This window comes from Streptomyces sp. NPDC087901 (assembly GCF_044742205.1).
Classification (GTDB): Bacteria; Actinomycetota; Actinomycetes; order Streptomycetales; family Streptomycetaceae; genus Streptomyces.
The window spans coordinates 569491-594878 of sequence record NZ_JBIUUC010000005.1 but is presented as its reverse complement, the minus strand read 5'-3'; the positions used below and the strand labels follow the sequence as shown (position 1 = coordinate 594878).

At 68.3% G+C, this 25388-nt stretch carries 23 protein-coding genes and 1 pseudogene; 10 read left to right on the top strand and 14 right to left on the bottom strand.

What is annotated here, in order from left to right; translation table 11 throughout:
- Positions 1–162 precede the first annotated feature (162 nt).
- The 8 genes and pseudogenes from ACIOEW_RS19765 (at position 163) to ACIOEW_RS19730 (ending at position 9180) form a co-directional block, all read left to right on the top strand.
- Entirely contained in the window at positions 163–1665 is a 1503-nt protein-coding gene (locus ACIOEW_RS19765) for an aldehyde dehydrogenase family protein (protein WP_401964896.1), read from the top strand.
- Complete coding sequence (locus ACIOEW_RS19760) at positions 1662–3410, top strand: thiamine pyrophosphate-binding protein (protein WP_401964895.1); 1749 nt, start codon at positions 1662–1664, stop codon at positions 3408–3410. Before ACIOEW_RS19765 ends, ACIOEW_RS19760 begins: the two co-directional genes overlap by 4 nt.
- Before the next feature lie 5 nt (positions 3411–3415).
- A complete protein-coding gene (locus ACIOEW_RS19755) occupies positions 3416–4570 on the top strand; it encodes an ABC transporter substrate-binding protein (RefSeq protein WP_401964893.1) in 1155 nt (384 codons plus the stop codon).
- Between the two features lie 51 nt (positions 4571–4621).
- Positions 4622–5491 carry a branched-chain amino acid ABC transporter permease gene (locus ACIOEW_RS19750; protein WP_362554473.1) on the top strand — a complete coding sequence of 290 codons (870 nt, stop codon included), beginning with the start codon at positions 4622–4624 and terminating at the stop codon, positions 5489–5491.
- A complete protein-coding gene (locus tag ACIOEW_RS19745; protein ID WP_362554475.1) occupies positions 5488–7320 on the top strand; it encodes a branched-chain amino acid ABC transporter ATP-binding protein/permease in 1833 nt (610 codons plus the stop codon). The genes ACIOEW_RS19750 and ACIOEW_RS19745 overlap by 4 nt, the downstream gene beginning before the upstream one ends.
- Entirely contained in the window at positions 7320–8072 is a 753-nt protein-coding gene (locus ACIOEW_RS19740; RefSeq protein ID WP_362554477.1) for an ABC transporter ATP-binding protein, read from the top strand. The genes ACIOEW_RS19745 and ACIOEW_RS19740 overlap by 1 nt, the downstream gene beginning before the upstream one ends.
- Before the next feature lie 576 nt (positions 8073–8648).
- Positions 8649–8876 (top strand): annotated as a pseudogene (locus ACIOEW_RS19735) (FAD-dependent oxidoreductase); the annotation flags it as partial.
- On the top strand, positions 8839–9180 hold the full coding sequence (locus ACIOEW_RS19730) for an FAD-binding protein (RefSeq protein ID WP_362554567.1): 342 nt from the start codon (positions 8839–8841) through the stop codon (positions 9178–9180). The pseudogene ACIOEW_RS19735 and the gene ACIOEW_RS19730, both read left to right, overlap by 38 nt.
- Positions 9181–10170: 990 nt before the next feature.
- On the opposite strand, the gene ACIOEW_RS19725 is transcribed toward ACIOEW_RS19730, so the two are convergent.
- The 14 genes from ACIOEW_RS19725 to ACIOEW_RS19660 form a co-directional block, all read right to left on the bottom strand.
- Positions 10171–10620 (bottom strand): MarR family transcriptional regulator, encoded by a 450-nt coding sequence (locus tag ACIOEW_RS19725; protein WP_362554479.1) that lies wholly within the window; start codon positions 10618–10620, stop codon positions 10171–10173.
- A gap of 97 nt (positions 10621–10717) precedes the next feature.
- Entirely contained in the window at positions 10718–11584 is an 867-nt protein-coding gene (locus ACIOEW_RS19720) for a fumarylacetoacetate hydrolase family protein (RefSeq protein ID WP_285571951.1), read from the bottom strand.
- 34 nt (positions 11585–11618) lie between these two features.
- Positions 11619–12659, bottom strand: a complete 1041-nt coding sequence (locus tag ACIOEW_RS19715) for a cupin domain-containing protein (protein WP_362554481.1) — start codon at positions 12657–12659, stop codon at positions 11619–11621.
- A gap of 23 nt (positions 12660–12682) precedes the next feature.
- On the bottom strand, positions 12683–13891 hold the full coding sequence (locus ACIOEW_RS19710; protein WP_362554483.1) for an FAD-dependent monooxygenase: 1209 nt from the start codon (positions 13889–13891) through the stop codon (positions 12683–12685).
- Positions 13892–14079: 188 nt separating this feature from the next.
- Positions 14080–14730: a CoA transferase subunit B gene (locus ACIOEW_RS19705; RefSeq protein WP_362554485.1), complete on the bottom strand. Its 651-nt coding sequence runs from the start codon at positions 14728–14730 to the stop codon at positions 14080–14082.
- Positions 14730–15485 carry a CoA transferase subunit A gene (locus ACIOEW_RS19700; RefSeq protein WP_362554486.1) on the bottom strand — a complete coding sequence of 252 codons (756 nt, stop codon included), beginning with the start codon at positions 15483–15485 and terminating at the stop codon, positions 14730–14732. Before ACIOEW_RS19700 ends, ACIOEW_RS19705 begins: the two co-directional genes overlap by 1 nt.
- Positions 15482–15658: a hypothetical protein gene (locus ACIOEW_RS19695; RefSeq protein ID WP_362554488.1), complete on the bottom strand. Its 177-nt coding sequence runs from the start codon at positions 15656–15658 to the stop codon at positions 15482–15484. Before ACIOEW_RS19695 ends, ACIOEW_RS19700 begins: the two co-directional genes overlap by 4 nt.
- Positions 15659–15839: 181 nt before the next feature.
- Positions 15840–16577: an SDR family oxidoreductase gene (locus ACIOEW_RS19690; RefSeq protein ID WP_362554571.1), complete on the bottom strand. Its 738-nt coding sequence runs from the start codon at positions 16575–16577 to the stop codon at positions 15840–15842.
- Between the two features lie 14 nt (positions 16578–16591).
- Positions 16592–17563 carry a fumarylacetoacetate hydrolase family protein gene (locus ACIOEW_RS19685; protein ID WP_362554489.1) on the bottom strand — a complete coding sequence of 324 codons (972 nt, stop codon included), beginning with the start codon at positions 17561–17563 and terminating at the stop codon, positions 16592–16594.
- 241 nt (positions 17564–17804) lie between these two features.
- On the bottom strand, positions 17805–18743 hold the full coding sequence (locus ACIOEW_RS19680; protein ID WP_362554491.1) for a VOC family protein: 939 nt from the start codon (positions 18741–18743) through the stop codon (positions 17805–17807).
- 20 nt (positions 18744–18763) lie between these two features.
- On the bottom strand, positions 18764–19762 hold the full coding sequence (locus ACIOEW_RS19675) for an amidohydrolase family protein (RefSeq protein WP_362554493.1): 999 nt from the start codon (positions 19760–19762) through the stop codon (positions 18764–18766).
- Positions 19759–20889 carry an FAD-dependent oxidoreductase gene (locus ACIOEW_RS19670; protein ID WP_362554495.1) on the bottom strand — a complete coding sequence of 377 codons (1131 nt, stop codon included), beginning with the start codon at positions 20887–20889 and terminating at the stop codon, positions 19759–19761. Before ACIOEW_RS19670 ends, ACIOEW_RS19675 begins: the two co-directional genes overlap by 4 nt.
- 23 nt (positions 20890–20912) lie before the next feature.
- A complete protein-coding gene (locus ACIOEW_RS19665; RefSeq protein ID WP_362554497.1) occupies positions 20913–21875 on the bottom strand; it encodes a cyclase family protein in 963 nt (320 codons plus the stop codon).
- Positions 21872–22873 (bottom strand): fumarylacetoacetate hydrolase family protein, encoded by a 1002-nt coding sequence (locus ACIOEW_RS19660; protein ID WP_362554499.1) that lies wholly within the window; start codon positions 22871–22873, stop codon positions 21872–21874. Before ACIOEW_RS19660 ends, ACIOEW_RS19665 begins: the two co-directional genes overlap by 4 nt.
- A 127-nt stretch (positions 22874–23000) precedes the next feature.
- On the opposite strand from ACIOEW_RS19660, the gene ACIOEW_RS19655 reads away from it, so the two are divergent.
- Entirely contained in the window at positions 23001–23930 is a 930-nt protein-coding gene (locus tag ACIOEW_RS19655; protein WP_362554501.1) for a LysR family transcriptional regulator, read from the top strand.
- Positions 23931–24136: 206 nt separating this feature from the next.
- Complete coding sequence (locus tag ACIOEW_RS19650; protein ID WP_362554503.1) at positions 24137–25381, top strand: MFS transporter; 1245 nt, start codon at positions 24137–24139, stop codon at positions 25379–25381.
- Positions 25382–25388 lie beyond the last annotated feature (7 nt).

The following is a 25388-nucleotide window of genomic DNA, read 5'->3' as shown; positions in this document are numbered from 1 at the left end:
CCCGGACGACATCGTGTCTACGGGGGCGCCGATTCGGTGCGAAACCTGAGTATTCAACTTCTTTCGTGCGGGCTATTGCCAAGCCCAACCGGCGCCCGTACGTTACACGCCAGTCCACAAGGCGGTCTACGAGAACCGCTAGATGGCTTGTCTGGAGAAGTGATGCTGGAAGTCATCCTCAAATCTGTTGCCGATGCGGATGTCGTCGACGCACCGTCCTTCCTGGCGGGTAAATGGTCCAGTGACGGAGCGGCCTCGGAACGAAACGGCCCTTACCTGCGGCGCACCGTCAGCCGGGCTCCCACTGCGCTGCCCGCCGAGATCGACCGGGCCGTGGCGGACGCCCGGAAGTGCGCCCCCAAGGTCGCGACGCTCGCCCCGGCGGCGCGGGCCGAGATCCTGCAGCGCGCCTCGGTGGCCGCGCTGGCCCACCGCGACCAACTGGCTGAACTGCTCGCTCTGGAGCTGGGGAAGCCGGTCAAGGACAGCCGCGTCGAAATCGAGCGGGTCGCCTCGACCTTCGAGGTCTGCGCAGCCGAGGCCCGGCGCATCGACGGGGAGACCCTGCCGGTCGCGGGCTGGAACACCGGTGTCGGCAACAGCGCCTTCACCTACCGCGCTCCCGCCGGAGTGGCCCTGGCCATCACCCCGTTCAACGCTCCCGCGAACCTGTTGGCGCACAAGCTCGGCGCCTCGTTCGCTGCGGGCAACACCACCCTCGTGAAGGCTCCGCCGCAGGCGCCCGGCATCTCGGCAGCCGTAGTGGCCCTGCTCCTGGAGAGCGGTATGCCCTGGCAGGCGGTTCAGCTGCTGCACGGCGGGGGAGACGTCGGCGCCGCGCTGTGCGCGGCCACCGAGGTCGACGTCATCAGCTTCACCGGCAGCGCCGCCACCGGAGCGGCCGTCGCACGCGCCGCCGGCGCGAAGCGACTGGCCCTCGAACTCGGTGGCAACGCCGCCACCATTGTGTGCGAGGACGCCGACATCGAGGCAGCAGCCAAGACCGCGGCGCGCACCGGGTACAGCAACTCCGGGCAGAGCTGCATCTCCGTCCAGCGCGTCTATGTGCACCGCAGCCGCTACGCCGACTTCCTCGACGCCTTTGCCGCCGCGGTCGACACCCTGGTCATCGGCGACCCCATGGACCCGCTGACTGACATCGGATCCATGGTCGACGAGGACGCGGCAGAACGAGTGGTCCGCTGGTCGGCCGAAGCCAAGGACCTCGGCGCCACGGTGCTGCGAGGCGGTACGCGTGACGGAGCCACCGCGACCCCGACGATCATCGCCGGCCCGCCTGCCAATGCCTCGGTCGTCGTCCACGAGGTCTTCGGCGCACTCGTCGCCGTGATGCCCTACGACGATTTCGACACGGTCATCGGCGAGTGCAACGCCAGCCGCTACGGACTGCAGGCCGGCCTCTACACCCATGACATCAACCGCATCTTCACCGCCTGGCGCCGTCTGGAGGTGGGCGGGCTCATCGTCAACGGCACGTCGAACTACCGCCTGGACCACATCCCGTTCGGCGGGGTCAAGGACTCCGGGTTCGGACGCGAGTCGCCGCGCTGGCTGATCGACGACTACACCGTCGTCAAAACCCTGATGCTCCGCGGCCTGTCCATCTGGGGCGATCGCCACGACCTCACGAAAGAGAACCAGTGACCACAGTTACCGCTGCTGAAGCCCTCGTCACCCAACTAGAGTCGTACGGCGTCGAGTACGTATTCGGCACCTGCGGGCACACCAACATCGCCCTCCTCGACGCCCTCGGCCCCAGCACCGTCCACTTCGTGATCGCCCGGCACGAACAGGCGGCCGCGCACGCGGCCGACGGCTACGCTCGCGCCTCCGGAAAGCCCGGCGTCCTGCTCACCCACGTCGGCCCCGGCATGATGAACGCGGTCACCGGCGTTGCCACGGCCGCTATGGACTCCGTCCCGCTCATAGTCATCTCCGGAGACATCCCCTCCTACTATTACGGCCGTCACCCGCACCAGGAGGTCAACCTCCACGCGGACGCCGACCAGACCGCGATCTACCGGCCTTTCTGTAAGCGCGCCTGGCCCGTCCAGCGCACCGCCGACCTGCCCCGGACACTGGAACGCGCCTTCTGGACCGCGACCTCCGGCCGGCCCGGCGCCGTGCTCGTCAACGTCCCCATGGACCTCTTCTCGCGCCAGGTCGAGCCGTACGCCCCCGGATCGCACGCCATACCCGACAGCGCGCTCCCCGGACTCACCGAGGAGACCGCCGAGCGCATCGCCCGGGCCCTGATCGACGCCGAACGCCCGCTCATCTACTTCGGCGGCGGACTGCGCACCCCCGACGCCAAGCAGGCGCTGCTCGCGCTGGCCGACCACCTCGACATCCCCCTCGCCCACTCCCTCATGGGCAAGGGTGCCATCCCCGACCGGCACCCCCTGCTGCTCGGCATGCCCGGTTTCTGGGGCCTGGACTCCACACACGCCCACACCAAGGACGCCGATGTGGTGCTGGCCCTCGCCACCCGCTTCGCGGAGACCGACGCCAGCTCCTGGGAAGCCGCCTACACCTGGAACTTCCCACCGAGCAAGCTCATCCAGATCGACATCGACCCGGCCGAGATCGGCCGCAACTACCCCGTGGAGATCGGAGCGGTAGCCGACGTCGGCCACTCCGTACGCGCCATCGAAGCGGCCGTGCGCGCTCTTCAGCCGGAGCCCACGCGCAGGCCGGGTCTGCGCGAGACCATCGCCACCAGCCGTGCCGAACTCTTCAGCACCGCCGACGAGAACGGGGCCAGCGACAACTTCCCGCTGCGGCCCCAGCGCATCCTCGCCGACCTGCGGGCGAACCTCCCCGCCGACGCGATCCTGGTGACCGACGTCGGCTGGAACAAGAACGGCGTCGCCCAGTCCTACGACCTGCCGCCCGAGGGCCGTTTTATCACCCCCGGCGGAGCCTCCACCATGGGCTTCGGCCCAGCCGCCGCGGTGGGCGTGCAGATGGCACAGCCGCAGCGCACCGTGGTCGCCCTCATCGGCGACGGCGGGATGAGCGCCCAGCTGCCGGCCGTCCCGATGGCCGTGGAACAGGGTCTCCCCGTGATCTTCGCCGTGATGAACAACCGCGCCCACGGCACCATCTCCGACCTTCAGCGCTCCAACTACGGTCGCGGGTACGGGTGCGACTTCACCGGCCCGGACGGTGAGTCCTACAGCCCTGACTTCGCCGCGTACGGCAGGTCCTGCGGAGCCGACGGCTACGAGGTGTCCACCGCCGAGGAACTGGCGAAGGTGCTCGCCACGGCAGTAGAGCGACGACGGCCTGCCGTCATCGACATCCCCATGGTCAACGAGCCGGTCCCCACGCCCGGTCACTGGAACATCAACGACATCTACCAGGGCAAGTTTCAGGACGAAGGATGATTCCCATGCGTGCAAGAAACCGTCACATCGTCACCGCTCCAGCCATCGCGCTGGGTGTTCTCCTCGCCGCGACCGCGTGCAGCGCCCCCGGTGACTCCTCCTCCGACGACGCGGACAGCAGCGGTCCCATCAAGCTCGCCGTGGTGGACGCGCAGAGCGGACAGCTCGCCTCGCTGGGCGACTGGGAGGCCAAGGGAGCCAAGCTCGCCGTCGAGGAGTGGAACAAGAAGGGCGGCATCGAGGGCCGCAAGATCGAGCTGACGGTCTTCGACGACCAAGGCGACCCGACCACCGGTACCAACATCGCGCGCAAGCTGGACAGCGGGAACTACGTCGCGATGATCGGCACCGCCGAGAGCGCCGTCACCGTGGCCATGGCGCCCATCCTCAAGCAGGCGGAGATACCCAACATCACCTCCGGCCAGGCCACCGCACTCGTCGACGTGAAGAGCCCCTTCCTCTTCCTCAACGGCCCCACAAGCACCACCTACGACTCCACACTGGCCGACTACCTGGTCAAGACCAAGAAGTTCAAGAAGATCGCGATGATCTCCAACAACGGCTCATACGGCAAGGGCGAGCACGACGCCTTCACCGCCGCGCTCAAGGAAGCGGGCATCACCCCGGTCACCGACCAGGTCGTCACCACCGACCAGAAGGACTTCAGCGCCTCCCTCTCACGGATCCGCCAGGCCAAGCCCGACGCCATCTTCATCGGCTCGGAAGAAGTCGAAGCCGGCCTCATCGTGAAGCAGTCCCGCGACCTCGGCATCACCGCCCCGTTCGCCGGAGCGGCCCCGCAAGGCACCCCGGTCTTCATCGACACCGCCGGCGCCACGAACGCCGAGGGCACGATCGTCAGCTCGCCCTACCTGAGCAACGAGATCAGCGACGCCAGCCGGGCCTTCGCCACGGCCTACAAGGCCAAGTACGGCAAGGACGCCGAACTCCACGGGGCCAAGGCGTACGACGGCACCAACATCGTGCTCACCGCACTGAAGAACAGCGGCGGCGCCACCGGCAAGAAGCTCGCCGACGAGATCCGGGCCACCAAGTACAACGGCCTGCTCGGCAACTTCGCCTACGACGAGACCGGCGTCGGCATCTTCAAGACCACCATCGGCATCATCAAGGACGGAAAGCTCTCCGCAGCTCAGTAACCAGCCCGTCGAGCCGAGAGCCGGGCTCCGCACCGGCATCAGGGAGCCACCATGCAAGTCACCCTGCAAACTCTCGTCGGAGGTCTCAGCCTCGGAGCGATCTACGCACTGATCGCTGTCGGATTCTCCGTCGTCTACCGCACCATGGGCCTGGTCAACTTCGCCCACGCCGACGTCGCCATGATCGGCGCCTACGCCGCCTCCACGTTCTACCTCACCACCCACATGCCGTTCATAGCGGCCACGGTCATCTCCATCGTCGTCACGGGCATCATCGGTCTGGTCATCGAGCGGGTCCTGCGCCCGCTGGAGCACAAGGACTTCGACCTGATGCTGATCGGCACCATCGGATTCGGAACCGTCCTCCAGGCAGCCGCCACCCTCATCTGGGGAACCACCGGACGAGCCATGCCCTCGCCGATCACTTCCGGTCCCATCGATGTCATGGGGATCCGCATCCGCACCTACGACCTGATGGTCATCGCGGTCACCGCCATAGCCGTAGTCCTGCTCACCATGTTCCTTCAGCGCACCAAGCCCGGAGCCGCGATGCAGGCAGTGGCCATGGACCACGAGGCCGCCACCGCTGTCGGCATCCACGTCGGCCGGAGCAACGCCCTGGCCTTCGCCATCGGAGCCGGCCTCGCGGCGCTGGCCGGCAGCCTCGCCGGACCCATGCTCTACGTCGACGCCACCCTGGGGGGCGCCCTCGGCGTGAAGGGCTTCGCGGCCGCCATGCTCGGTGGGTTCGGCAGCATCCCCGGAGCGGTGGTCGGCGGCCTGGCCATCGGAGTCCTGGACTCCTACGCCGGCGACCACTTCCAGGGCTACTCGGTCCTGGTCACCTTCCTGGTCTTCACCGTGGCCATCATGATCCGGCCCACAGGCATCTTCGGTGAAAGGACGGTGAGCCGGGCATGAGCATCCTCAAATCCAAGCCGGCGCTCATCCTGCTGGGGTGCGTAGCCGCCTACCTGCTCCCGTACGGCCTGAACAGCTACTCGATCCACGTGGTCGACATCGCGATCATCTTCGCGCTCCTTGCCATCGGCATGGGGCTCGTCATGGGCGTCGCGGGCCAGATCAACCTCGCCCAGGTCGCCTTCTTCGGAGTCGGCGCGTACACGACGGCCATCCTGACCACGCATTCCGGCTTCGGCTTCTGGACCGCGGCGATCGTCGGGCTGGCAGCCACTGTCCTGGTGGGACTCCTCGTCGGGTTGCCGGCGCTGCGGATGCAGTCCCACTACCTCGGCATCGTCACGCTCGGCCTGGCACTGGGATTCGTCAACTGGATCACTAACGCGGAGATCACCGGGGGAGCGGACGGCATCTCCGGGATCCCCGTGCCGCCGCTCTTCGGGATCGACCTCGCCGACGAGTACCTCTACTACTACCTGGAGATCGTGGTCTTCGGGCTGGCCCTCGCCTTCGGCACCTTCGTCGTGCGCACCCGGCTCGGACGCAGACTCCGAGCCATGCGGGACGACGCCCTGGCGGCCGGTGCCATGGGTGCGGAGATCCCTCTGCTGCGGATGACCGCGTTCACGCTCGCCAGCGTGTACGGAGGGGCGGCGGGCATTCTGTACGCCGGTCTCATCCGGTACGTCGCCCCCGAGACCTTCAGCCTCAGCAACATGTTCCTGCTGCTGGCCATGGTCATCATCGGAGGCCGGCGCAGCCTCATCGGCTGCGTCGTCGGAGCGGTCGGCCTTGTGCTGATCCGTGAGGCCCTCGTGGACTTCGCCGTCTACGCGCAGCTCGGGTACGGGATCGTCGTCGTCCTGATGGTCGTCTTCGCTCCCACCGGACTCGCCGGGATCCCCGAACGTGTCCGGGAAGCCATCAGCCGCCGCAGGAAGAGCGACGACGTGCGCTCCGCCGAGCTGGGCCCCTACCTGCCCGAGGTCGTCCCCGCTAAGCAGATGCCCGGTAGCGGAGCTGACAGCGGGCCGGCCTTGGAGATCAGCCACCTCACCAAGCGGTTCGGGGCGCTGACCGCGCTCAACGACGTCACCCTGACAGTGGAACGGGGAGAGATCCGCGGCATCGTCGGCCCCAACGGGTCCGGCAAAACAACCCTGTTCAACGTGATCAGCGGGCTGTACCGGCCCTCCGCCGGTCAGGTCTCCGGCGTCGGCCGCGACATCAGCCGGGCCCGCCCGTACCAACTGTCCCTGGCAGGAATGGCGCGCACGTTCCAGAATCTGCGTCTCTTCTCCCAGATGACGGTCCGCGAGAACATCCTTGTCGTCCTCGACCGGTCCCGCACGAGCACGGTCTGGCAGTACGCCGTGTGGCCCGTCGGTGTCCTCTCCAACGAACACCGACTCCAGGCGGAGGCGGACCGCATCCTGAAGGAGTATGGGCTCACGGCCTTCGCCGACGCCCATCCGCAGTCCCTCCCGTACGGCATCCAGCGACGGATCGAGATAGCGAGAGCCATGGCGGGACGGCCCAGCCTGCTTCTCCTGGACGAGCCGGCGGCCGGTCTGAACGGTGAGGAGGTCGGACAGCTCTCCTCGATCGTCCGATCCATCCGCGACCAGGGCATCACCGTTGTCCTCATCGAGCACAACATGGGACTCGTCATGTCCCTGTGCGAACGGATCACCGTCCTCGCGGCAGGCAGCGTCATCGCGGAAGGGTCCCCCGCCGAAGTGGCGGCGACCCCCGAAGTCATCGAGGCATACCTCGGCGACTCGGCGCCGACCGACATACCCGTTCACGCCGCACCGGAGGTTCCGTGATGACCACCGCCGCCGCCGAGCCCTCCGCAGCCGGCACGGGCACCGACAGCCTCGCAGTCACCGACCTGACCGTTCATTACGGGGGAGTCTGCGCCGTCAGATCGGTGGCACTGAGCGTCGCCCCGGGCGAGTCCATGGGAATCATCGGATCCAACGGTGCCGGCAAGACGTCCACACTCAAGGCGCTCATGGGGCTTGTCCCGCGCAGCAGCGGCCGGATCACCCTCGGCGACACCGATCTCAGCAAGGTACGGGCTCGGGACATGGTCCGGCACGGGGTGGGCTACGTCCCCGAGGGCCGACACGTATTCCCCGGACTCTCCGTCGAGAAGAACCTGCTGCTCGGCGCCTACAGCCGGTCATGGAAGGGCGAAACACGCGACACCCTCGCCCACGTGTACGAACTCTTCCCCATCCTGCGGGACTTCCGCAGCCGGGCCGCCGGCGACCTGTCAGGAGGTCAGCAACAGATGCTGGCCATCGGCCGGGCCCTCATGTCCAGGCCGAGGCTCCTCCTGCTGGACGAACCCTCCATGGGCCTCTCACCGAAGCTGATCGAGAGCGTCCTGGACATCCTCGTCCGCCTGCGGAGCGAAGGGCTCGGTCTCCTGCTCGTTGAGCAGAACGCCAAGCTGACGTTCGGGGTCACCAGCCACTGCCTGGTGATGGAGAACGGCTCAGTGGCCATGTCCGGCACGTCCGAGGAGCTCGCGCACGACGAGCGCGTCCGGCAGATCTACCTCGGGCTGTAGGCGGGCCAAATCCGAGGCGTTGTTTCCGCGGAATGCACCTCCGGTCCGGGCAAGCCTTGACCAGCCGCTGGGGCGAGCGGCTGGTCAAGGAAGCCGGACGGCCGGGCCCTCCCCCGGCTTCCTCCGGAAGCAACGGGCCCGTCAGGGACGCGGACGCGTCCAGGGCCTGTCCGGCGGATCTTCGCGGGCCCGCAACGCCTGGCACGCACTCTCGCCGTACGCCCGGATCACCCAAGTACGTCCAGTACGAGGGCGATCCGGGCGCACGCCGACAGCACGCACCAGACGCCGCGGGCTGCTCCACGAGGATCCGCCGGACAGGCCCTCGCCGGAGTTGGAAGCGTCGCCGCTGCCCGCCCCGTCGTGTGCTGAGCACATGCCTGCCTGATACCTCCGCACCGCACGAGGATCGAGCCCATCTGGGACCTGGACCCGGAAGATGCGCAATGAACATTGGCCGAGGCGTACCGCATCTCTCTCAGAGACCTCCCCACCTGGCCGGTCACCGGCCCTGCCGCCCCGGAAGATTCTCCCTCGCAGGGCAGCCGACCCCAGTACTTCGAAAGGAACTGCACGATGAGCGACTCCTGGGACCAGCGGGTGGACCTCCTCGTCCTTGGCTCCGGGGCCAGCGGACTGGGAGCGGCAGCCGTCGGAGCCCAGGAGGGACTCGACGTGCTCGTTCTGGAGAAGACCGAATGGCTCGGCGGCACCACCGCCCTCTCCGCCGGAACGGCCTGGATCCCGGGGCACCGGCACCAGCGCGATCCCGGAATTCGGCAAGGGCCGGCACGCCTTCGGGCATCAGTACGGCGACCCCGCCCATGGACCGAACGTCAACCTCGGCCCGATCGAACGAGCACCCTTCTGCGCCGTCGCCGTGGTTCCGACGCCTTTGGCAACCTCCCGCGGGCTCAGGATCGGCCCCGAAGCCCAGGTCATCGGCGAACACGGCCAGCCGGTCCCCGGCCTGTACGCATGCGGCAACGATGCGAACTCCGTCATGGGAGCGGAATATCCGGGCGCGGGATGTCAAATCGGTTCAGGGCTCACCTTCGGATACCTGGTCGCCCGCCACGCTGCTTGCGCAGCTTCGCGACGCGGCTGATCCAGGGGCCTTCCTCCGCCAGGTTGTGGGTCGCCCGGACGCCGTCGGTGGGGCGAATTCCCGCCCGCTCCGGTGCGGAACAGAGGCCGTGGGCGGCGGTTGGCCAAACCGCCATCAACGTTGACACCGACGATTGGATCATGCTGCGGGATCGCAAGAATGTACAAATTCATGAAGGCATCCTCCGCGAAAGCCCGCACGCAGGCCATCGGCCAACGCAAGGCCGTCCTCATCACTGCCGACCGCCTTGCGGGAGGAACTGGCCGGACCGGGCAAAGCCGAACTCTTCCGTAGCTGTGCACCGTTTGCAGAGTTGGGTGACACCTGACCTGGCTCGCTGAGAGGCGGCCTGGAAGGATGCTGCAGCGACCAAGCCGTATCCGAAGGGGTTGCGCGAGGACATCGTGCGGGTCGCGCCCAACCGCGAGCCCTGCGTCACTCCGGAGCAGATCGCCGCCGACTTCGCGTCCACCCGATCACGCTGCCGAAGTGACTGCGCCGCACCGACATGGATGAGGGCGCCAGGCCCGCGACAGCGTCAAGTGAGTTGGCTGAGCTGCGCGTGGCCCGCAGGTGCATCCGGCTGGTGGAGCAGGAGAACGAGGTTCTGTGGAGGGCTGCCACCGACGCCGGCGTCAGAGACGCCTGGCCCGATTGTCCCGTTGAGTACGAGATCATCATGACTCCGGCCGCAGCCCTGGCTGCATGAACCCTGCTGGCACCTGAGAGACAGGTTCGCATGATCGGCGTTGAATGCGCCGAGGATTTGCAGGGCGCGGCCGATGACGGGACCCGTACCTGTGGGTGGTGAGGGCTGTTGCTCGGACGGTCGGCTCGCTGGGGCTGTGATTGTGGGGCGGTCGTGAGCCAAGGCGTGTGACTCCTTCCTCGACCGGGGTGCGACAGTCCTGCATTCACTGTTCCTCAGCGAGCGGGAGGTAGAAGTCGGACCACGGGACGGGTGGCATCTGAAGGATGCTCGTCCAGGTCTCATGCTTTGCCGGAGAGGGACTCCTCGTCCAGCGAGGCGAGTCTGCTGAGGATGTCGACGGCCAGTGCCCGTTCACCCGCGGGTAGTGATCCGAGGAGCAGTTCGTTGATCCGTTCTGCTGGAGCGATCAGGGCGTCGAGCAGTTCGGCACCCTCGTCGGTGAGGCTCAGCAGGGTTCGCCTGAGGTCTTCCTCGTCGCGCACCTGGCTCACGTAGTGCTGGTCGGTCAGGCGGCGGATCATATGGTTGACGGTAGAACGGTCCAGTGAGGTGAGGTGTGCGAGAGTCCGCTGGTCGATGCCCGGGTCCCGGCTGAGGGCGTTGAGGATGGCGAACTTCTGGGAAGTGATCTCCCTGGACACGTGCTGGGCCCAGAGGGCTGTGTGCACCTGTTCGGCACGCCGGATCAGATGGCCGATGTAGTTGGGCAGCTCCAGTGCGCGTGCCACGGCGCTCCGTCCGTCGTCGAGGTGGTGCCGGCAGGGAGGCAGCCGGTCTGATGGAGTCTAGAGAGTGCGCGACACCACCTTGGGTGCGACTTGTCCGTCAGCGGGGCCGACGCCCGGGGCGCTGGTCGTAGGGGGTGGCCCGTGAGCCGTCGACCCCCACTTCCAGACGGCCGACCTGCTCGATCTCCAGCACGACACGGTCCCCGTGGCTGAGTGGTCCCACGCCTGCCGGTGTGCCGGTCGCGATGATGTCGCCGGGGTGGAGCGTCATCACGGACGAGGTGTAGGCGATCAGGTCTGCCACCCCGAAGATCAGGTCGGCTGTGTTGGTGCGCTGCCGGGTGGTGCCGCCGACATCGCAGCGTAGATCGAGGGAGTCGGGGTCGGGTATCTCGTCGGCGGTGACGATCCAGGGTCCGATCGGTGTGAACGTGTCGAACGACTTGCGTGTGGAGCGGTCTTCGCCGGAGCGGACGGTGATGTCCAGTACGCAGGTGTACCCGAAGACGTAGTCGAGTGCGTCGGCTGCGTCGACGTGAGTGGCGGTGCGCCCGATGACGACGCCCAATTCGCCCTCCTGGTCAGTGCGCTTGTCCGTGTAGGGCAGGACGATGTCCTGGCCCGGTCCGATGACCGAGGAGTTGGCTTTCAGGAAGACACCGAGGTCGGCGACCGAGGTGGTGTACTCCATCTCCGCCTTGTGGTCGAGGTAGTTGACCGGAGCGCCGACGACCTTTCCGGGGCGGGGCAGCGGGGATTCCAGGACCGCATCGCTGAGCGGGACGCGTGCGCAGTTGGATACGTCGACATCCACCGCGCCGCCGCGGGCGAGGGCTTCGATGTGCTGGTGCAGTGGTCCGGCCGCACCGGGGGTGCTGCCTTGGGCGAGTTGTTCGGTCACGTCGACGAGGTGGTCGCCGTCGACGATTCCGAGGCGTCCTTGGTTGAACAGGGCCAGGCGCATCGTGGCCTCCTTGTGAAGTGTCGGGTGTGGTGGATCAGGCGCCGGGATCGGCGCTCTCGGTGCGGTAGAGGCCGAGCGAGCGCATGACGGGCTCGTCGCTGTACGAGAACAGGACGGCATCGTCCGAGGTGGAGGCGTTCAGGTGGCGGTAGGAGGCCCAGCCGGGAACCGCGAAGGTGTCGTGCTCGGACCAGTCCAGACGCACGCCGTCCACGATCGTGGCGCCCTCGCCGCGTACGACGTTGAAGATGGTGGATGCGGTGTGCCGGCGGCCGGCTCCCTGGAAGCCGGGGCGCAGGCGTTGGATGCGGCAGCCGATGGTGGGCATGACCGGGCCGCCCGTCCACGGGTTGGTGTACTCCAGGACGATGCCGTCGACGTCGCTCCCTTCGGCGGTGTCAGCGATGCCTTCCAGTGACCGCTCGGTCTCCTGCCAGGTGTAGCGGGTCACGGGGGAGTTGGGCCCGTCCTGGGAGAGCCAGACGGGGTTGAGCCGGCCGTGGAGGAACTGCCTGCTGCCGGCGTCATCGGCTCGGGTGACCGGTTGGAGGCGCTGGTGGAACTTCTCGTAGAAGCCGGCCTCCAGAGCGTTGACCAGCGGGTAGTCGAGAGCGTCGAGCCAGATCATCGGCGCGTCACCCTCATGGGTGTGATCGTGCCAGTGCCATCCCGGAGTCAGCAGCAGATCACCTGGGGCCATGAAGACACGCTCGCCGTTGACCGTCGTCCACGCGCCACTTCCTTCGAGGATGAAGCGGAAGGCGTTGGAGGTGTGCCTGTGGGCGTGGGCAGTCTCGCCCGGCAGGATGATCTGCAGGCCCGCATAGAGAGTGTTGACCGTGGCCGGGGGGTCGCTCAGGCCGGGGTTGACGAGCATGAGGACCCGGCGTTCGGCCTCCTCCAGGGACAGGGTCCTGGAGAAGTGCAGCAGGTGAGGCCGCAGCTCCTGCCAGCTCCATCGGTAGGGCACGGCGCGGCTCTTCGGCTCTGCGGGGAACAGGTTGCCGTAGAAGCGCCAGAGCGGAGCCGCCCCGAGTCCCTCCAGTGCCTTGTAAGCAAGTTCATCGGTCGTCATGGTGTCCTCCTACGAGTGCGGGATCACGGGGTGGGGACGGCGGCAGGGGCAGGTGTCCACACCCAGGAGACGTCGTCGAAGTCCTCGGGGGCACGTGACGCGAAGAGCTGGTTGCGCAGGGTGGCGCCCATGCCTTCCAGGTGGCAGATCTCGCCGAAGCGCCGGGCGTTGGTCTGGATCCGTGCGGCGCGCTCGCGGCGCTGATCGGCGTAGGCGGCGAAGGCGTCCGCAGGGTCCGTGAACCGGCCGAAGGACTGCCCGAGTGCGACGGCGTCTTCCAGTGCCTGGCAGGCTCCCTGGGCCAGGTACTGCAGCATCGGGTGTGCGGCGTCACCGAGCAGGGCGATCCTGCCGTGGACCCAGTTGTCGATGGGCAGGCGGTCGTACAGGGGCCAGCGCCGGTCGCGTGCTATCAGAGGCAGGGCGTCGCGCACGCTCTGGCATGTTCCGGCGAAGCGTTCTTCGAGCTCGGCCTCAGTGCCCCAGTCGTCCGAGTCCGGTGTGTAGTGGTCGCTCTCGAACACGGCGACCTGGTTGTAGAGCTCGCCACGCCGTACCGGGTACTGCACCAGGTGCATGCGAGGCCCTGCCCAGACCATGACGGCATCAGAGGCGGCGTGCTGCGACATCCGGCCGGTCATCCTGTCGGCGGGAAGGGCCCCGCGGAAGGCTACGTAGCGGGAGCAGACCGGCTCTTCGTCGCCGACCAGGGCCTGACGCAGCCGCGAGTGCAGACCGTCCGCCGCCACGACGGCGTCGGCCGTGAGCCTCGGCGCCGTCCCGGCGAAATGGAGGTGTACGGCGGATTCATCCTGTTCGGCGTGCGTGACGGTGTGTCCGGTGCGCAGCGTGACGGCGGGGTGTTCCCGGCAGGCGGCAAGGAGGGCTGCGTGCAGGTCCGTGCGGTGGGTGACGAGGTAGGGATGTGTGAAGCGTTCGGTGTACGCAGAGCTGCGCAGATCGAGAGAGGTGACCTGCTCGCCGCTCAGGGCGTCCATCATCACGAGCCGGGGCGGTGCGACCGCAGTGCGCTGGACTGCATCGAGCACCCCCAGTTCTTCGAGGGCCTGTGAGGCGTTCGGTGCGAGCTGCAGGCCGGCTCCGATCTCCCCGAACTGGGCAGCTCGTTCGAGGAGAGTCACGTGGTGACCGGCACGGGCGATCGACAGCGCGGCGGCCATGCCGCCGATACCACCGCCGACCACGGCGATGCGGAGTGCAACAGGGGTCACGGACATATGGCCTCCTTGGTCAGGGAAGTGGAGGACACCGAGGGGAAGCGCGAGACGCGCGCAAATGATCAGTGCATCATCAGTACATCAATCATTGGTGTACTGACTATATTGTGAGGGTGTTACCCAGGTGTCAACGGTTCAGGGGGAAAGGCCAGCAGGGAAGACGGGACGTCAGGTCTGTGCGATCAGCATGCGGCCGTGTGACTGTCCGCGTAAACGGGAGCGGCGGTGCGCGTGGTGATGTCCGCGAACGTTACGCCCGGGGCTGTTTCGACGAGGGCGAAGCCGCGGTCGGTGACGTCCAGGACGCCGAGGTCGGTGATGATGCGGTGCACACACTGCCGACCGGTGAGGGGCAAGGCGCACTCCTCCATGATTTTTGGGCTGCCGTCCTTGGCAGTGTGCTCCATGAGGACGATGACGCGCCGGGCGCCGTGGACAAGGTCCATGGCGCCGCCCATGCCCTTGACCATCTTGCCGGGGATCATCCAGTTGGCGAGGTCGCCTCGGGCCGACACCTGCATGGCGCCGAGAACGGCGGTGTCGATGTGACCCCCGCGGATCATGCCGAAGGAGAGTGCGGAGTCGAAGAAGGATGCACCGGGCAGGACGGTGACAGTTTCCTTCCCGGCGTTGATGAGGTCCGCGTCCACCTGGTCCTCGGTGGGATAAGGACCGGTGCCGAGGATGCCGTTCTCGGAGTGGAGCACGACGTGCACCCCGGGCGGGAGATAGCCGGGGATGAGAGTGGGGAGGCCGATGCCCAGATTGACGTAGGAGCCGTCAGCGAGTTCCCCGGCTGCGCGGGAGGCCATCTGTTCTCGGGTCCAGGGCATCAGTTGCCCACCGTCCTCTTCTCGATGTGCTTGTCGGCGGCCTGCTCGGGGGTGAGCTCCACAACCCTCTGCACGTAGATGCCAGGCAGGTGGACCTCGTCGGGGGCCAGCTCGCCGGGTTCGACGAGTTCCTCGACTTCAGCAATGGTGACGCGGCCGGCCATGGCCGCGAGGGGGTTGAAGTTGGCCGCAGCCCGGCGGAATACGAGGTTGCCGTGCCGGTCGCCCCGCCATGCTCGGACGAGGGCGAAGTCGGTGGCGATGCCGTGCTCCAGAAGGTACGTGCGCCCGGAGAAGTCCCGGGTTTCCTTGGGCGGCGAGGCGACGGCAACCGTGCCGTCGTGCGCGTAGCGCCAGGGCAGGCCGCCCTCCGCCACCTGGGTACCGACGCCGGCAGGCGTGTAAAAGGCGGGTATCCCGGCGCCACCGGCCCGCAGGCGTTCGGCGAGCGTGCCCTGCGGGGTCAGCTCCACCTCCAGCTCTCCGCTGAGGTACTGCCGGGCGAACTCCTTGTTCTCGCCCACGTAGGAGCCGGTTACACGGGAGATGCGTCCTGCGGCGAGCAGGATGCCGAGGCCGCGGCCGTCCACTCCGCAATTATTGGAAACGACATTCAGGCCGCTGGCCCCTTGCTTGTGCAGGGCGTCGATGAGCACATCGGGAATGCCGGAGAGTCCGAAACCGCCGACGGCCAGTGAGGCACCGGCGGGGATGTCTGCGACCGCCTCGGCGGCGCTGCCACTGACTTTGTTCACGTGTGTGATTCCTTCTGTGTGATGGCGCCGTGCAGGACGGTGGACCGGCCGCCGCCGACGGCGAGACTGACGCGGACGGCACCAGCGTTGGCGTAGACGATGTCGATCTCGCCGAACGCGTCCACGGCCTCTTCGGCCCAGGCGCGGACTGAGCCCTCGTAGGCAAGGTCCAAAGGGCTGAGGACGAAAGCAGTGCCGCCCTTCCGGGCGATGAGCCGCTGGGTCTCGACGGCCTCCTCGTGGATCAGGCGCCTCTGACGACCAGCACGCCTTCGGCGGCGAATCGCAGACCTGCTGCCCAGCCCTGGCCTCGCGCGGTGCTGGAAAGCAGAGCCACCTTGCCTTCGAGTAGTTTCACACCGCGGACTCGGGGCGAAGCACGTCAGATATGGACTTGACGCCGCCGTGCGCGGTGAGGCCGCCATCGACGGGTATCTCGGCTCCGCTGATGAACGATGACTCGTCGGACATGAGGAAGACCACCAGGGGGGCCACCTCGTCGACGCTTCCGGTGCGCCCCAGCGGGGTCTCGCGGATGTTGGTCTCGCGGAAGGCCGGGGCGGCGGAGGCGGTCATCTCGGTCTCGATGTAACCGGGATGGATCATGTTGACCCGGATACCGCGGGGGCCGAGCTCCAGCGCTGCGGCCTTCGAGAGGCCGCGCAGTGCCCACTTGCTCGTCGTGTAGGCGACCGGGTAATGGGCGGTGAGGGCCGCGGACGAGCCGACGTTCACGATGGAGGAGCCCCGGGGCATCAAGGGCGTGAGGTGCTGGATGCCCAGGAGCGGGCCGGTGACGTTGACCGCGTGGACGCGTGCCATGTCGGCTGGGCGCACGTCGCCGACGCGTGCGCGCCAGGTGATGCCTGCATTGTTGACCAGGCCGTGCACCTGCCCGTGGGTCTCCAGCAGTTCGGCGGCGAGACCGGCCCAGTCCTCCTCGCTGGTGACGTCAAGACCACGGCACCCGCGCGCGGGTTCGACATCTGTTGCGATGACGTGGGCGCCCTCGCGGGCGAGGGCTGCGGCCTCGGCTGCGCCCTGGCCGCGCGCTGCGCCGGTGACGACGATCACCTTGCCGAGAAGCTTCATGGATGGCTGGTCGGTCACGGCCGCTCCCGGCTACGGCGCCGGCCGGCAGGCAGGGCCAGCGGCTCAACACCGGAAATCACGGTGTTGGTGAGCGTGCCGATGCCCTCGACGGTCAGGCTGACGGTGTCGCCGGGCTGCAACGGGGGCGGGATCTGCTTGCCGTGCAGGCCCCAGAGTTCAGCGAGGCAGCCGCCGTTGCCGCAGGTGCCCGAGCCGAGGACGTCGCCCGGGACGACGCGGGTGCCGCGGGAGGCGTAGGCGGTCATCTCCTCGAAGGTCCAACTCATGTTGGACAGCAGGTCCTCGCCGATGGTCTCCCCGTTGATCTTTGCGGTGAGGGCCAGCCGCAGGAAGCCTTCGGCGTCGCGGTGGGGCTCCAGCTCGTCGGCGGTCACGAGGTAGGGGCCGAGTGTGGTCGCGGTGTCCTTGCCCTTGCAGGGGCCGAGGCCGACCTTCATCTCGGCGGACTGCAGGTCGCGTGCGGACCAGTCGTTGAAGACGGTGTAGCCGACGATGTGGTCGCGGGCTTGTTCCGGGGTGAGGTCGCGGCCCTCGCGGCCGATGACGGCGCCCACTTCGAGTTCGAAGTCGAGCACAGCGGAGCCGGGCGGCACCGGGATCCCGTCCCGGGGGCCGTAGATCGCGTGCGGGTTGGTGAAGTAGAACGTCGGTGCCGCATACCACTGCTCCGGCACACCAGCCACGCCGTCGACCGTTCGACGCACGCCTTCTACGTGCTCCTCGAAGGTGACGAAGTCGCGTACCGAGGTGGGCTGGAGCGGAGGAAGCAGCCTGACCTGGGACACATGAGGCCCGGCCGGTACGTCGGTTGCCGCCGCACCCGCGGCGAGCAGTCCGGGGAGGCCGTCGGTCTGCGCGAGCAGCGCGGTCAGAGACGTGACATCGGGCAGGGGGAAGAGCGTGCCGTCCTCTTCCACGACGGCCACCCGGTGGCGGTGCTGATGTTCGTAAGAGGCGAAACGCATGGTGCGGCTCCGGCGGAGTGGGGTCGGGTCGGGTCAGGGGAGTGCGCATGAGGCCGTGGACCGTCGTGATGCGGCTCCGGCGGGCGGCTGACCGGGCGGAGCCGCAAGCTGCTGTGGTCCACTGCATGCCGGCGAACCGAGCGGGGCCGGCCGGAGCGACGTGAACGAGTGTGCCCGGCTCCGGGGGCGCGACGGCGCGTCGGGCAGAGACCGTGCCGCCGCACCCCAGGAGCCGACCCGGTCAGACGGGCGGGGCGATGAACACGCCGCGGTCGGGGTCGTTGAATGACTCCTTGGCGACGATCTCGTTCATCGCGTTGGCGGTGCCCCACTGGTCGGCGACCTCGGGCTGGGAGAAGTCGTAGACGTGGGGGTGCCAGGTGTCCTCGTCGAGGTTCTCCAGCTCCGTCGTGTATTCGACGGTGTTGCCGTGGGGGTCGAGGAAGTACGTGAAGGTGTTGTCGCCCGCCATGTGCCGGCCGGGGCCCCAGATCTTCTTGAACCCGGCGCGCATGACGCGGCCGGATCCGCGCATGTACTCGTCGATGCCGCGCATCTCGAACGAGACGTGGTGCAGGGCGGTGTGCGGCCCCTGGGCGATGGCCATCGAGTGGTGCTGGTTGCTGATCCGCATGAAGTGCATGACCTCGCCCATGTGCGGCGAGCTGAGCGTGTCGGAGAGCGCGAAGCCGAGGTGACGCTCGTACCACTCCCGAGTGCGGTTCAGGTCCGGGGAGTTGAGGACGACGTGGGACAGCTTGACCGGGATCGCCTCCTTCTCCTCGATCTTCCGGTGCTGCCGTACGTCGACATCCGCGGAGACCTCGATCGTGCGGCCGTCGACGTCGAAGAAGCGGAAGCCGTACCCACCGCCCGGGGTGTCCACCTTCCCGGGCCGGCTGATCAGCTCCACGCCGCCGGCCAGCAGCCGCTCGGCGAGGGTGTCCACGTCGGCCGGGTTCGCGGCTCCGTAGGAGACGAGGTCGAGGCGCTTCTCCTCGGCCTGGCGCAGCCGTACGACGTACTGCTCGGGGGAGCCCTCGGCAGCGAGGAACGAGATTCCGGAGTCCTCGGCGACCTTGGTCAGGCCCCACACCCCGGCGTAGAACTCGAGCTGCTTGTCGTAGTCGGGCACCGCGAGGTCGACGTGCCGAAGGTGGGTGAGCAGGCGTGCGTTCATGGTGTTCCTCCTCGTTGAGGTCAGGTGAGTCGCAGCAGGGCGGCGGCGTTCGCGCCGCGTACCGCGTCGAAGTCGGTCTCGGGCAGTCGTGCGGCGCGCAGCGCGCCGACCGGATCCTCGGATCCCATGTCGAAGGGGAAGTCCGAGCCGAGCAGGACCCGGTCCGCACCCGCGGCCTCGATCAGTGAGCCCAGCACCCGCGGGTCGTGGACAAGGGAGTCGAAGTAGATCCGCCTGAGGTAGCTGCTGGGCAGGTGCGCGCACCCCGCGCCGGCGTCGGAGCGTGCCGACCAGGCGTGGTCGGACCGGCCGATGTGGGTGGGCAGGTAACCGCCGCCGTGGGCGGCGATCAGCTTCAGGCTGGGGTGTCTGTCCAGTGCCCCGGAGAAGATCAGGTGCGAGAGGGCCACGGCGTTCTCGGTGGGCTGGCCGACTGTGTTGGACAGGTACCACTGGTCCAGACGTTCGTCGAGCGTGCACCCGAAGGGATGCAGGAAGAGAATCGCACCCGTCTCCTGGGCTCGTGACCAGAACGGTTCGTACGCAGGGTCGGACAGCTCGCGCCCCGGTGCGTGGCTGGAGATCTCCACGCCGGCCAGTCCCTGGTCGAGGGCATGGTCGAGGGCGCGCACCATGAGATCCGGGTGCTGAAGGGGTACGAGTCCCAGCCCGCGCAGCCGGTCCGGCGCCTGGGCGCAGTGTGCGGCGGTGGCCTCGTTGGCGAGCCGGTAGACCTTCTCGGCCGTGTCGCGGTCCGCCCAGTAGTGGTAGTGCGAGGGGGAGGGGCTGACCAGTTGGACGTCAACACCCTGGGCGTCCATCGCCGCGAGGCGTGCGGTGACGTCGGTCATCTGCGGGATGCGTGCGCGGACCATGGGGCCGCTGATGGCAAGGGCGTCGGGCCCGTTGCGTCGGGCGTCCAGCGCCTTGGCCTCGGCGTGTCCGGGCATACCGGCGACGAGCGCCTCGATCTCGGGGAGCAGGACGTGGGCGTGGACGTCCACGGTCGGGGAGGTCACGGCAGCTCCCGGAGCATCGTCATGGTGCGGCCCATCAGGCCGGGCACGTCGGCGTCGCGGACTCCGTCGAGCTGCCACTGTCCGATCTGGACGGACGCCTCCACGACCGGCTGGACGCGGGTGATGCGGCGCTCGTAATACGCCTGGAGCAGCGCGTCGTCCCAGGTGCCGGCCTCGGTCAGCATCTGGGCGAGGACCCAGGCGTCCTCCAGGGACAGGGCGGCGCCCTGGGCGAGGGTGGGCGGGCAGCAGTGCGCGGCGTCGCCGATGAGCACGATGCGGCCGCGGTGCCAGGAGCCCTCGACGAGCATGCGGTCGAACCAGGTGTAGTTGACCTGCCCGGGATCCGTGATGGTCGCGGTGATCTCCGGCCAGAATCCGCCGTACGCGGAGGTCAGTCGGCGCATCTCGTCGGCGTAGGTCTCCGGCGGGATGGAGGCCCGGTCGCGGTTGGCCTCGACGACGTATGCGTAGAGCGTGGTGTCGCTGGTGGGGCAGTAGCCGGCGATGTAGGCAGGGCCGCCGTAGGCGAGATCGGTACGGGTGAGACCAGCTGGGCGAGGGGCGGCGATGCGCCAGATGGCCATGCCGGTCGGCTCCGGCTTCGCCGTGATGCCGATCGCGGCGCGGGTGGCGGAGCCGAGGCCGTCGGCGGCGACCACCAGACCGTAGCGGCCCTCGGAGCCGTCGCTGAAGCGCACGGTGACGCCGTCGTCGTCCTGGTCGAAGTCGGTGGCCTTGGCGCCCAGGCGGACGTGGGCTCCGCTCGCGCGCACCGCGTCGATGAGGATCTGCTGCAGCTGTGGGCGCTGCATGCCGACGGTGGCCGGCAGGTCGTCGCCTCCGCTGCGGATGTCGTCCTGGGCGTGCAGGACGGTGCCGTCGGGGGCGGTGATGCCCACCGAGCCGAATCCGTAGCCCGATGCCTGCACCTGCTCCCACACGCCCAGTTCACGCAGTACGCGCAGGGCGTTGCCCTGGAGCGTGATGCCGGAACCCGCCGTGGCGTTCCAGTCGTCCTTCGCTTCGATCAGGTCCACGTCGAGGCCGGCGCGGCGCAGCAGGACGGTGAGGGCGTTGCCGGCCGCGCCGCCGCCGATCACCAGGACCGTACGGTCGTTTCTCATGGGGAACTCCCTTGTTCCGCTGATTACTTGACGGCGATCGGGTTGACCGGGCTGCCGACCGCGCCGGTGATCGGCAGGGGGGCGGCGGTGAGCCAGAAGTCGTACACGCCGTCCGCGGCGCAGTCCTCGGCGAGCGCGTCCGGGTCCCACATCTCCCCGATGAGCAGGCCCATGTTGGGGATGGCGACCTGGTGCAACGGCTGGAAGGCGTTCTCGAACTCGTTGGGCCGCACCTCGAAGCCCCAGGTGTCGGTGGCGATCGCGGCGACCTCCGTGCTGTGCAGCCAGCCGGCCGCGGTGAAGGACAGGCCGGGAGCCGGTCCGCCGGCGTACTCGCCCCAGCCGTCGCGGCGGACCCGTGCCAGCTGTCCGGTACGCACCAGGACGATGTCGCCGCGGCCCACACCGACGCCCTGGGCGTCTGCCGTGGCCGTCAGGTGCTCCGCAGTGATCGCGAACCCGTCGGGCAGTTCGCCGTTCTCACCGATGACCCGGCCGACGTCGAGGAGCACTCCGCGGCCTGCGACGTGCGGTGCCATGTGCTCGATGCCGGTGACCAGGTCGCCTTCGGAGGTGACGACTTTCTCCGCCGGGCGGCCGTTCCACGCCTTGCCGTGGTCGAAGATGTGGCCAAGCCCGTCCCACTGGGTGGAGCACTGCAGCGGCATCGCGATGACGTCGTCGGCGCCACCGATGCCGTGCGGGAAACCCTGCCCGGTGAGGACGGCGTCGGTGCCGGTGTCGAGCATCGTGTGCACTGGGTTGGTGCGTCGGCGCCAGCCCTTCTGCGGGCCGTCCATGTCGAAGCGCTGGGAGAGGGAGAAGCTGACACCCCGCCGGATCAGGGCGGCCCCCTCGCGACGTTTGGCCTCGTCGAGGAAGTTCAGGGTGCCGAGCACATCGTCCTCACCCCAGCGGCCCCAGTTGCTGTACGCCTTGGCGGCCGCAGCGATCGAGCCCTCGGGGTCAGTGCGGTCGAGGCTCACGATGCCTCCTCCGCGACGCAACGGGTGCGCTGGACGCCGAGCCCGGTGACCGTGCCCTCCATGACGTCACCGTCGCGCAGCAGCCGGCCCCAGTGCATGCCGTTTCCGGCCGGGCTGCCCGTCAGCACCACGTCACCGGGAAGGAGTTGTGTGGTCTGCGAGACGTAGGCCACCACCCGCGCGACGTTGAAGATCATGTCCTTGGTGGACTCGTCCTGCATGGTCTCGCCGTTCAGCTTCAGCGTCACCTGCAGATCGTCCGGGTCGGCGACCGACGCGGCAGGCACGATCCAGGGGCCGAGCGGAGTGAAACCAGGGGCGTTCTTGCTGCGCAGCCAGTCCGTGCCGATCTGCGGCATGTCCCGGCGGAAGACCGTGGTGCGATCGGTGAGGTCGTTGGCGATGGTGTAGCCGGCGACGTGGTCCAGTGCCTCCTCGGCGGACACCTGGTAGGCGGGCCGCCCGATGACGGCGGCCAACTCCAGCTCCCAGTCCGGCTTCTCGGCCCACGAGGGGAGCACTACGTCGTCATACGGACCGGTGATCGCGCTCGGCAGCCCGATGAACACATACGGCAGGTCCTCGGCCGCCCGGCGGTCCATGATCTCCGCCGCCTCCGCGCGCCGCTCCTCCTCGGAACGGGCGTCGTTCGGGGCGCGGTGCGCGACGTGCAGGTCGATGACGTGCTGCCGGTAGTTCGCACCCGACTGGAAGATCTGGCGGGGCTCGACGGGGGCGTGCACCTGGTAGTCCGCCAGCGGCTTTCGCTGCTGTCCGCCGTCCTCGGCCAGTGCTTCCAGCCGGGGGAGGGCGGCCTCCCAGTTCTCAAGAAGGCTCCGGATGGCCAACCGGTCGTCGTCGAACGCGGCTCGCAGTTCGACCACCTGGGCGTCGGGTGTGACGAGTGCGGGGAACGCGGGTCCGTTCGGGGCCGAGAGCGTGGCGAGGGCGAACGGTCCGGCGAAGAGCGCGGACGCGGGTGCAGGTTTCACAGACATGTCCTCCTGATTGCGATGTGACTAATCTGAACCTGCCACCGGCAATCATGGAAATCGATTCTGTGGATCACAGTCATCCATTGTGTTTATTCGCGCTGGTAGGCGCCTTATCGCAAAGGGAACGCCCGTGAACCTGTCCCGTCTGGACCTCAACCTCGTCGTCGCGCTGCGTTCTCTGCTGGAGGAGCGCAACGTCACGCGCGCCGGACAGCGCGTCGGGCTCAGCCAACCGGCCATGAGTGCCGCCCTGGCCCGACTGCGCCGCCACTTCGACGACGACTTGCTCGCCCGGGTCGGCGGCCACTACGAACTCACAGCGCTCGGGCAGGTTCTCCTCGACCGCACCGCGACCGCCTATGACGTGCTGGAGCGCCTGTTCGCCAGTCAGGCCGACTTCGACCCGGTGAGTGAGAGCCGCGAATTCAAGCTCATCGCCTCCGACTACGCCGTCGCCGTGTTCGGTACCGAGCTCGCCCGGGTCGTGCATGAGGAGGCTCCCGGCATCCGCCTGCGCTTCACCCAGCCCCCGACCACCATCGTCGATGACACGGCCACGCTGCTGAGCACCACCGACGGCCTGCTCATGCCGCACGGAGTCGTCAGTGACTTCCCCGCCACCGAGCTCTACCAGGACAGGTGGGTCTTCCTCGTCGCCGACGATCACCCGAGTGTCGAGGACCGGCTCACCCGCCAGGACCTGGCCCGGCTGCCATGGGTCACCTACCAGCGCACCTACGACGCCCCGGCCGTACGGCAACTCGGCATGCTCGGCGTCGAACCGCGCGTGGAGGTCTCCGTCGACAGCTTCCAACTGCTGCCGCTGCTGGTCGCCGGCACCCGGCGCATCGCCCTGATCCAGGCCCGCTTCGCCCACCTGATGACGCCCCTCGCTGCCGTACGGGTACTGGAACCGCCCTACGAAGCGGTGCCGCTGCGCGAGGCAATGTGGTGGCACCCCGTCCACACGCACGACGCCGCACACATCTGGCTACGCGAAACGGCGGCCCGGGTCGGCCGACGCATGGCCGACGGGCACGACACGCCGCAGCCGTCCTGAGAGCCGGCGGGAGCGGACGACCTGGACCGGCGGTATCCGCTCAGTGGATCCGAGGCATCCGAAAATCGGATCGCGGCAGGGCTGGGCAGGGCACCCAGGGGGCCGCATAGTCGTGGCACATCCCTATGCCGTGCGCCGACGTCGTCGACCGACGGATCTTTTGCCACGCGCATCTCCCTTCCCGCCTCCCGCTCTGGAGTGCCGCCATGCCCGCTCCCGTCACCCCGCCCTCCGACGCCCACGACTTCCCGGATACGCAGGGGAAACTACCTGCTGCTCTCCTCATGGCCGGCAGTTGCCTGCCTGTTCTGGGCGCTGTGCTGCTCGCACCGGTTCTGCCTCGCATGCAGGAGCACTTCGAGGGTGTCGCCGGCAGCGAGGCCCTGGTGCCCCTGGTGCTGACCGTTCCCGCGCTGTCGCTGGCCCTGCTGGCTCCCTTTGCCGGTGTCGTCGTCGACCGTCTCGGCCGCAAGCGCCTGCTGATCGTGGCGACGGTCCTGTACGCGTTGTTCGGCACAGTTCCGTTGTGGGTGGACTCTCTTTACGGCATTCTCGCCAGCCGCGTGCTGGTGGGTGTGGCCGAGGCGGCGATCATGACCGCTTGCACGACGCTGATCGGTGACTACTACACGGGGCGCGTGCGCGACCGCTACCTCGCGCTGCAGACCATGTGCGCCTCAGCATCCGCCACCGTCTTCTTCGTGCTCGGAGGGGCCCTTGGAGGGGCCGGCTGGCAGGCGCCGTTCTGGATGTACGGAATCGGACTGCTCCTCGCTCCCGCCATGGCTCGCGTACTGCCGGCACCACTGGCTTCATCAGCGATGGAGATCGAGCCGAACGCCTCCACGGCGGACAAGCGGCCCTTTCCGATACGCCGTATGGCCGGCCTTTGCCTACTGACCGCATTCGGTGCTGTCGTCTTCTACACCGTGCCTGTGGAGATGTCCTTTCTCCTCGATGGCCTGGGCGTCGACTCCACCGGCGGCATCGGTGCCGTCACCGCGGTCGCGAGTGCGGCCACCGTCCTCGGTTCGGTGCTCTTCACCCGCCTCACCGGCCGACCACGGCACCATTTGCCCATTGTCTTTCTGCTGTGTGCCGCTGGGTTCCTCCTGATGGCGATGAGCGACAGCCTTCCCCTGCTGATCGTCGGTGCCGTGGTGAACTGCGTGGGCACCGGCCTGCTGCTGCCGTCCCTCCTGACGCTGGCCATGTCCCGTCTCGATTTCGCCGACCGGGGACGCGGCACCGGGTTGTGGACCTCGGCGTTCTTCCTGGGCGAGTTCGCCTGCCCACTGATCCTCCTCGGAGGCAAGGAAGCTCTCGGAGACCTGAGCTCGGCCGTCGGAGCGCTCGGCCTGGCCACCCTGCTTCTCGCGGGTGCGCCCCTTCTCCTCGCCCACCGGACGCCGGCCGCTGCCCCGCTGCACCATGTTCCCGAACGGCCCTGACCACCGA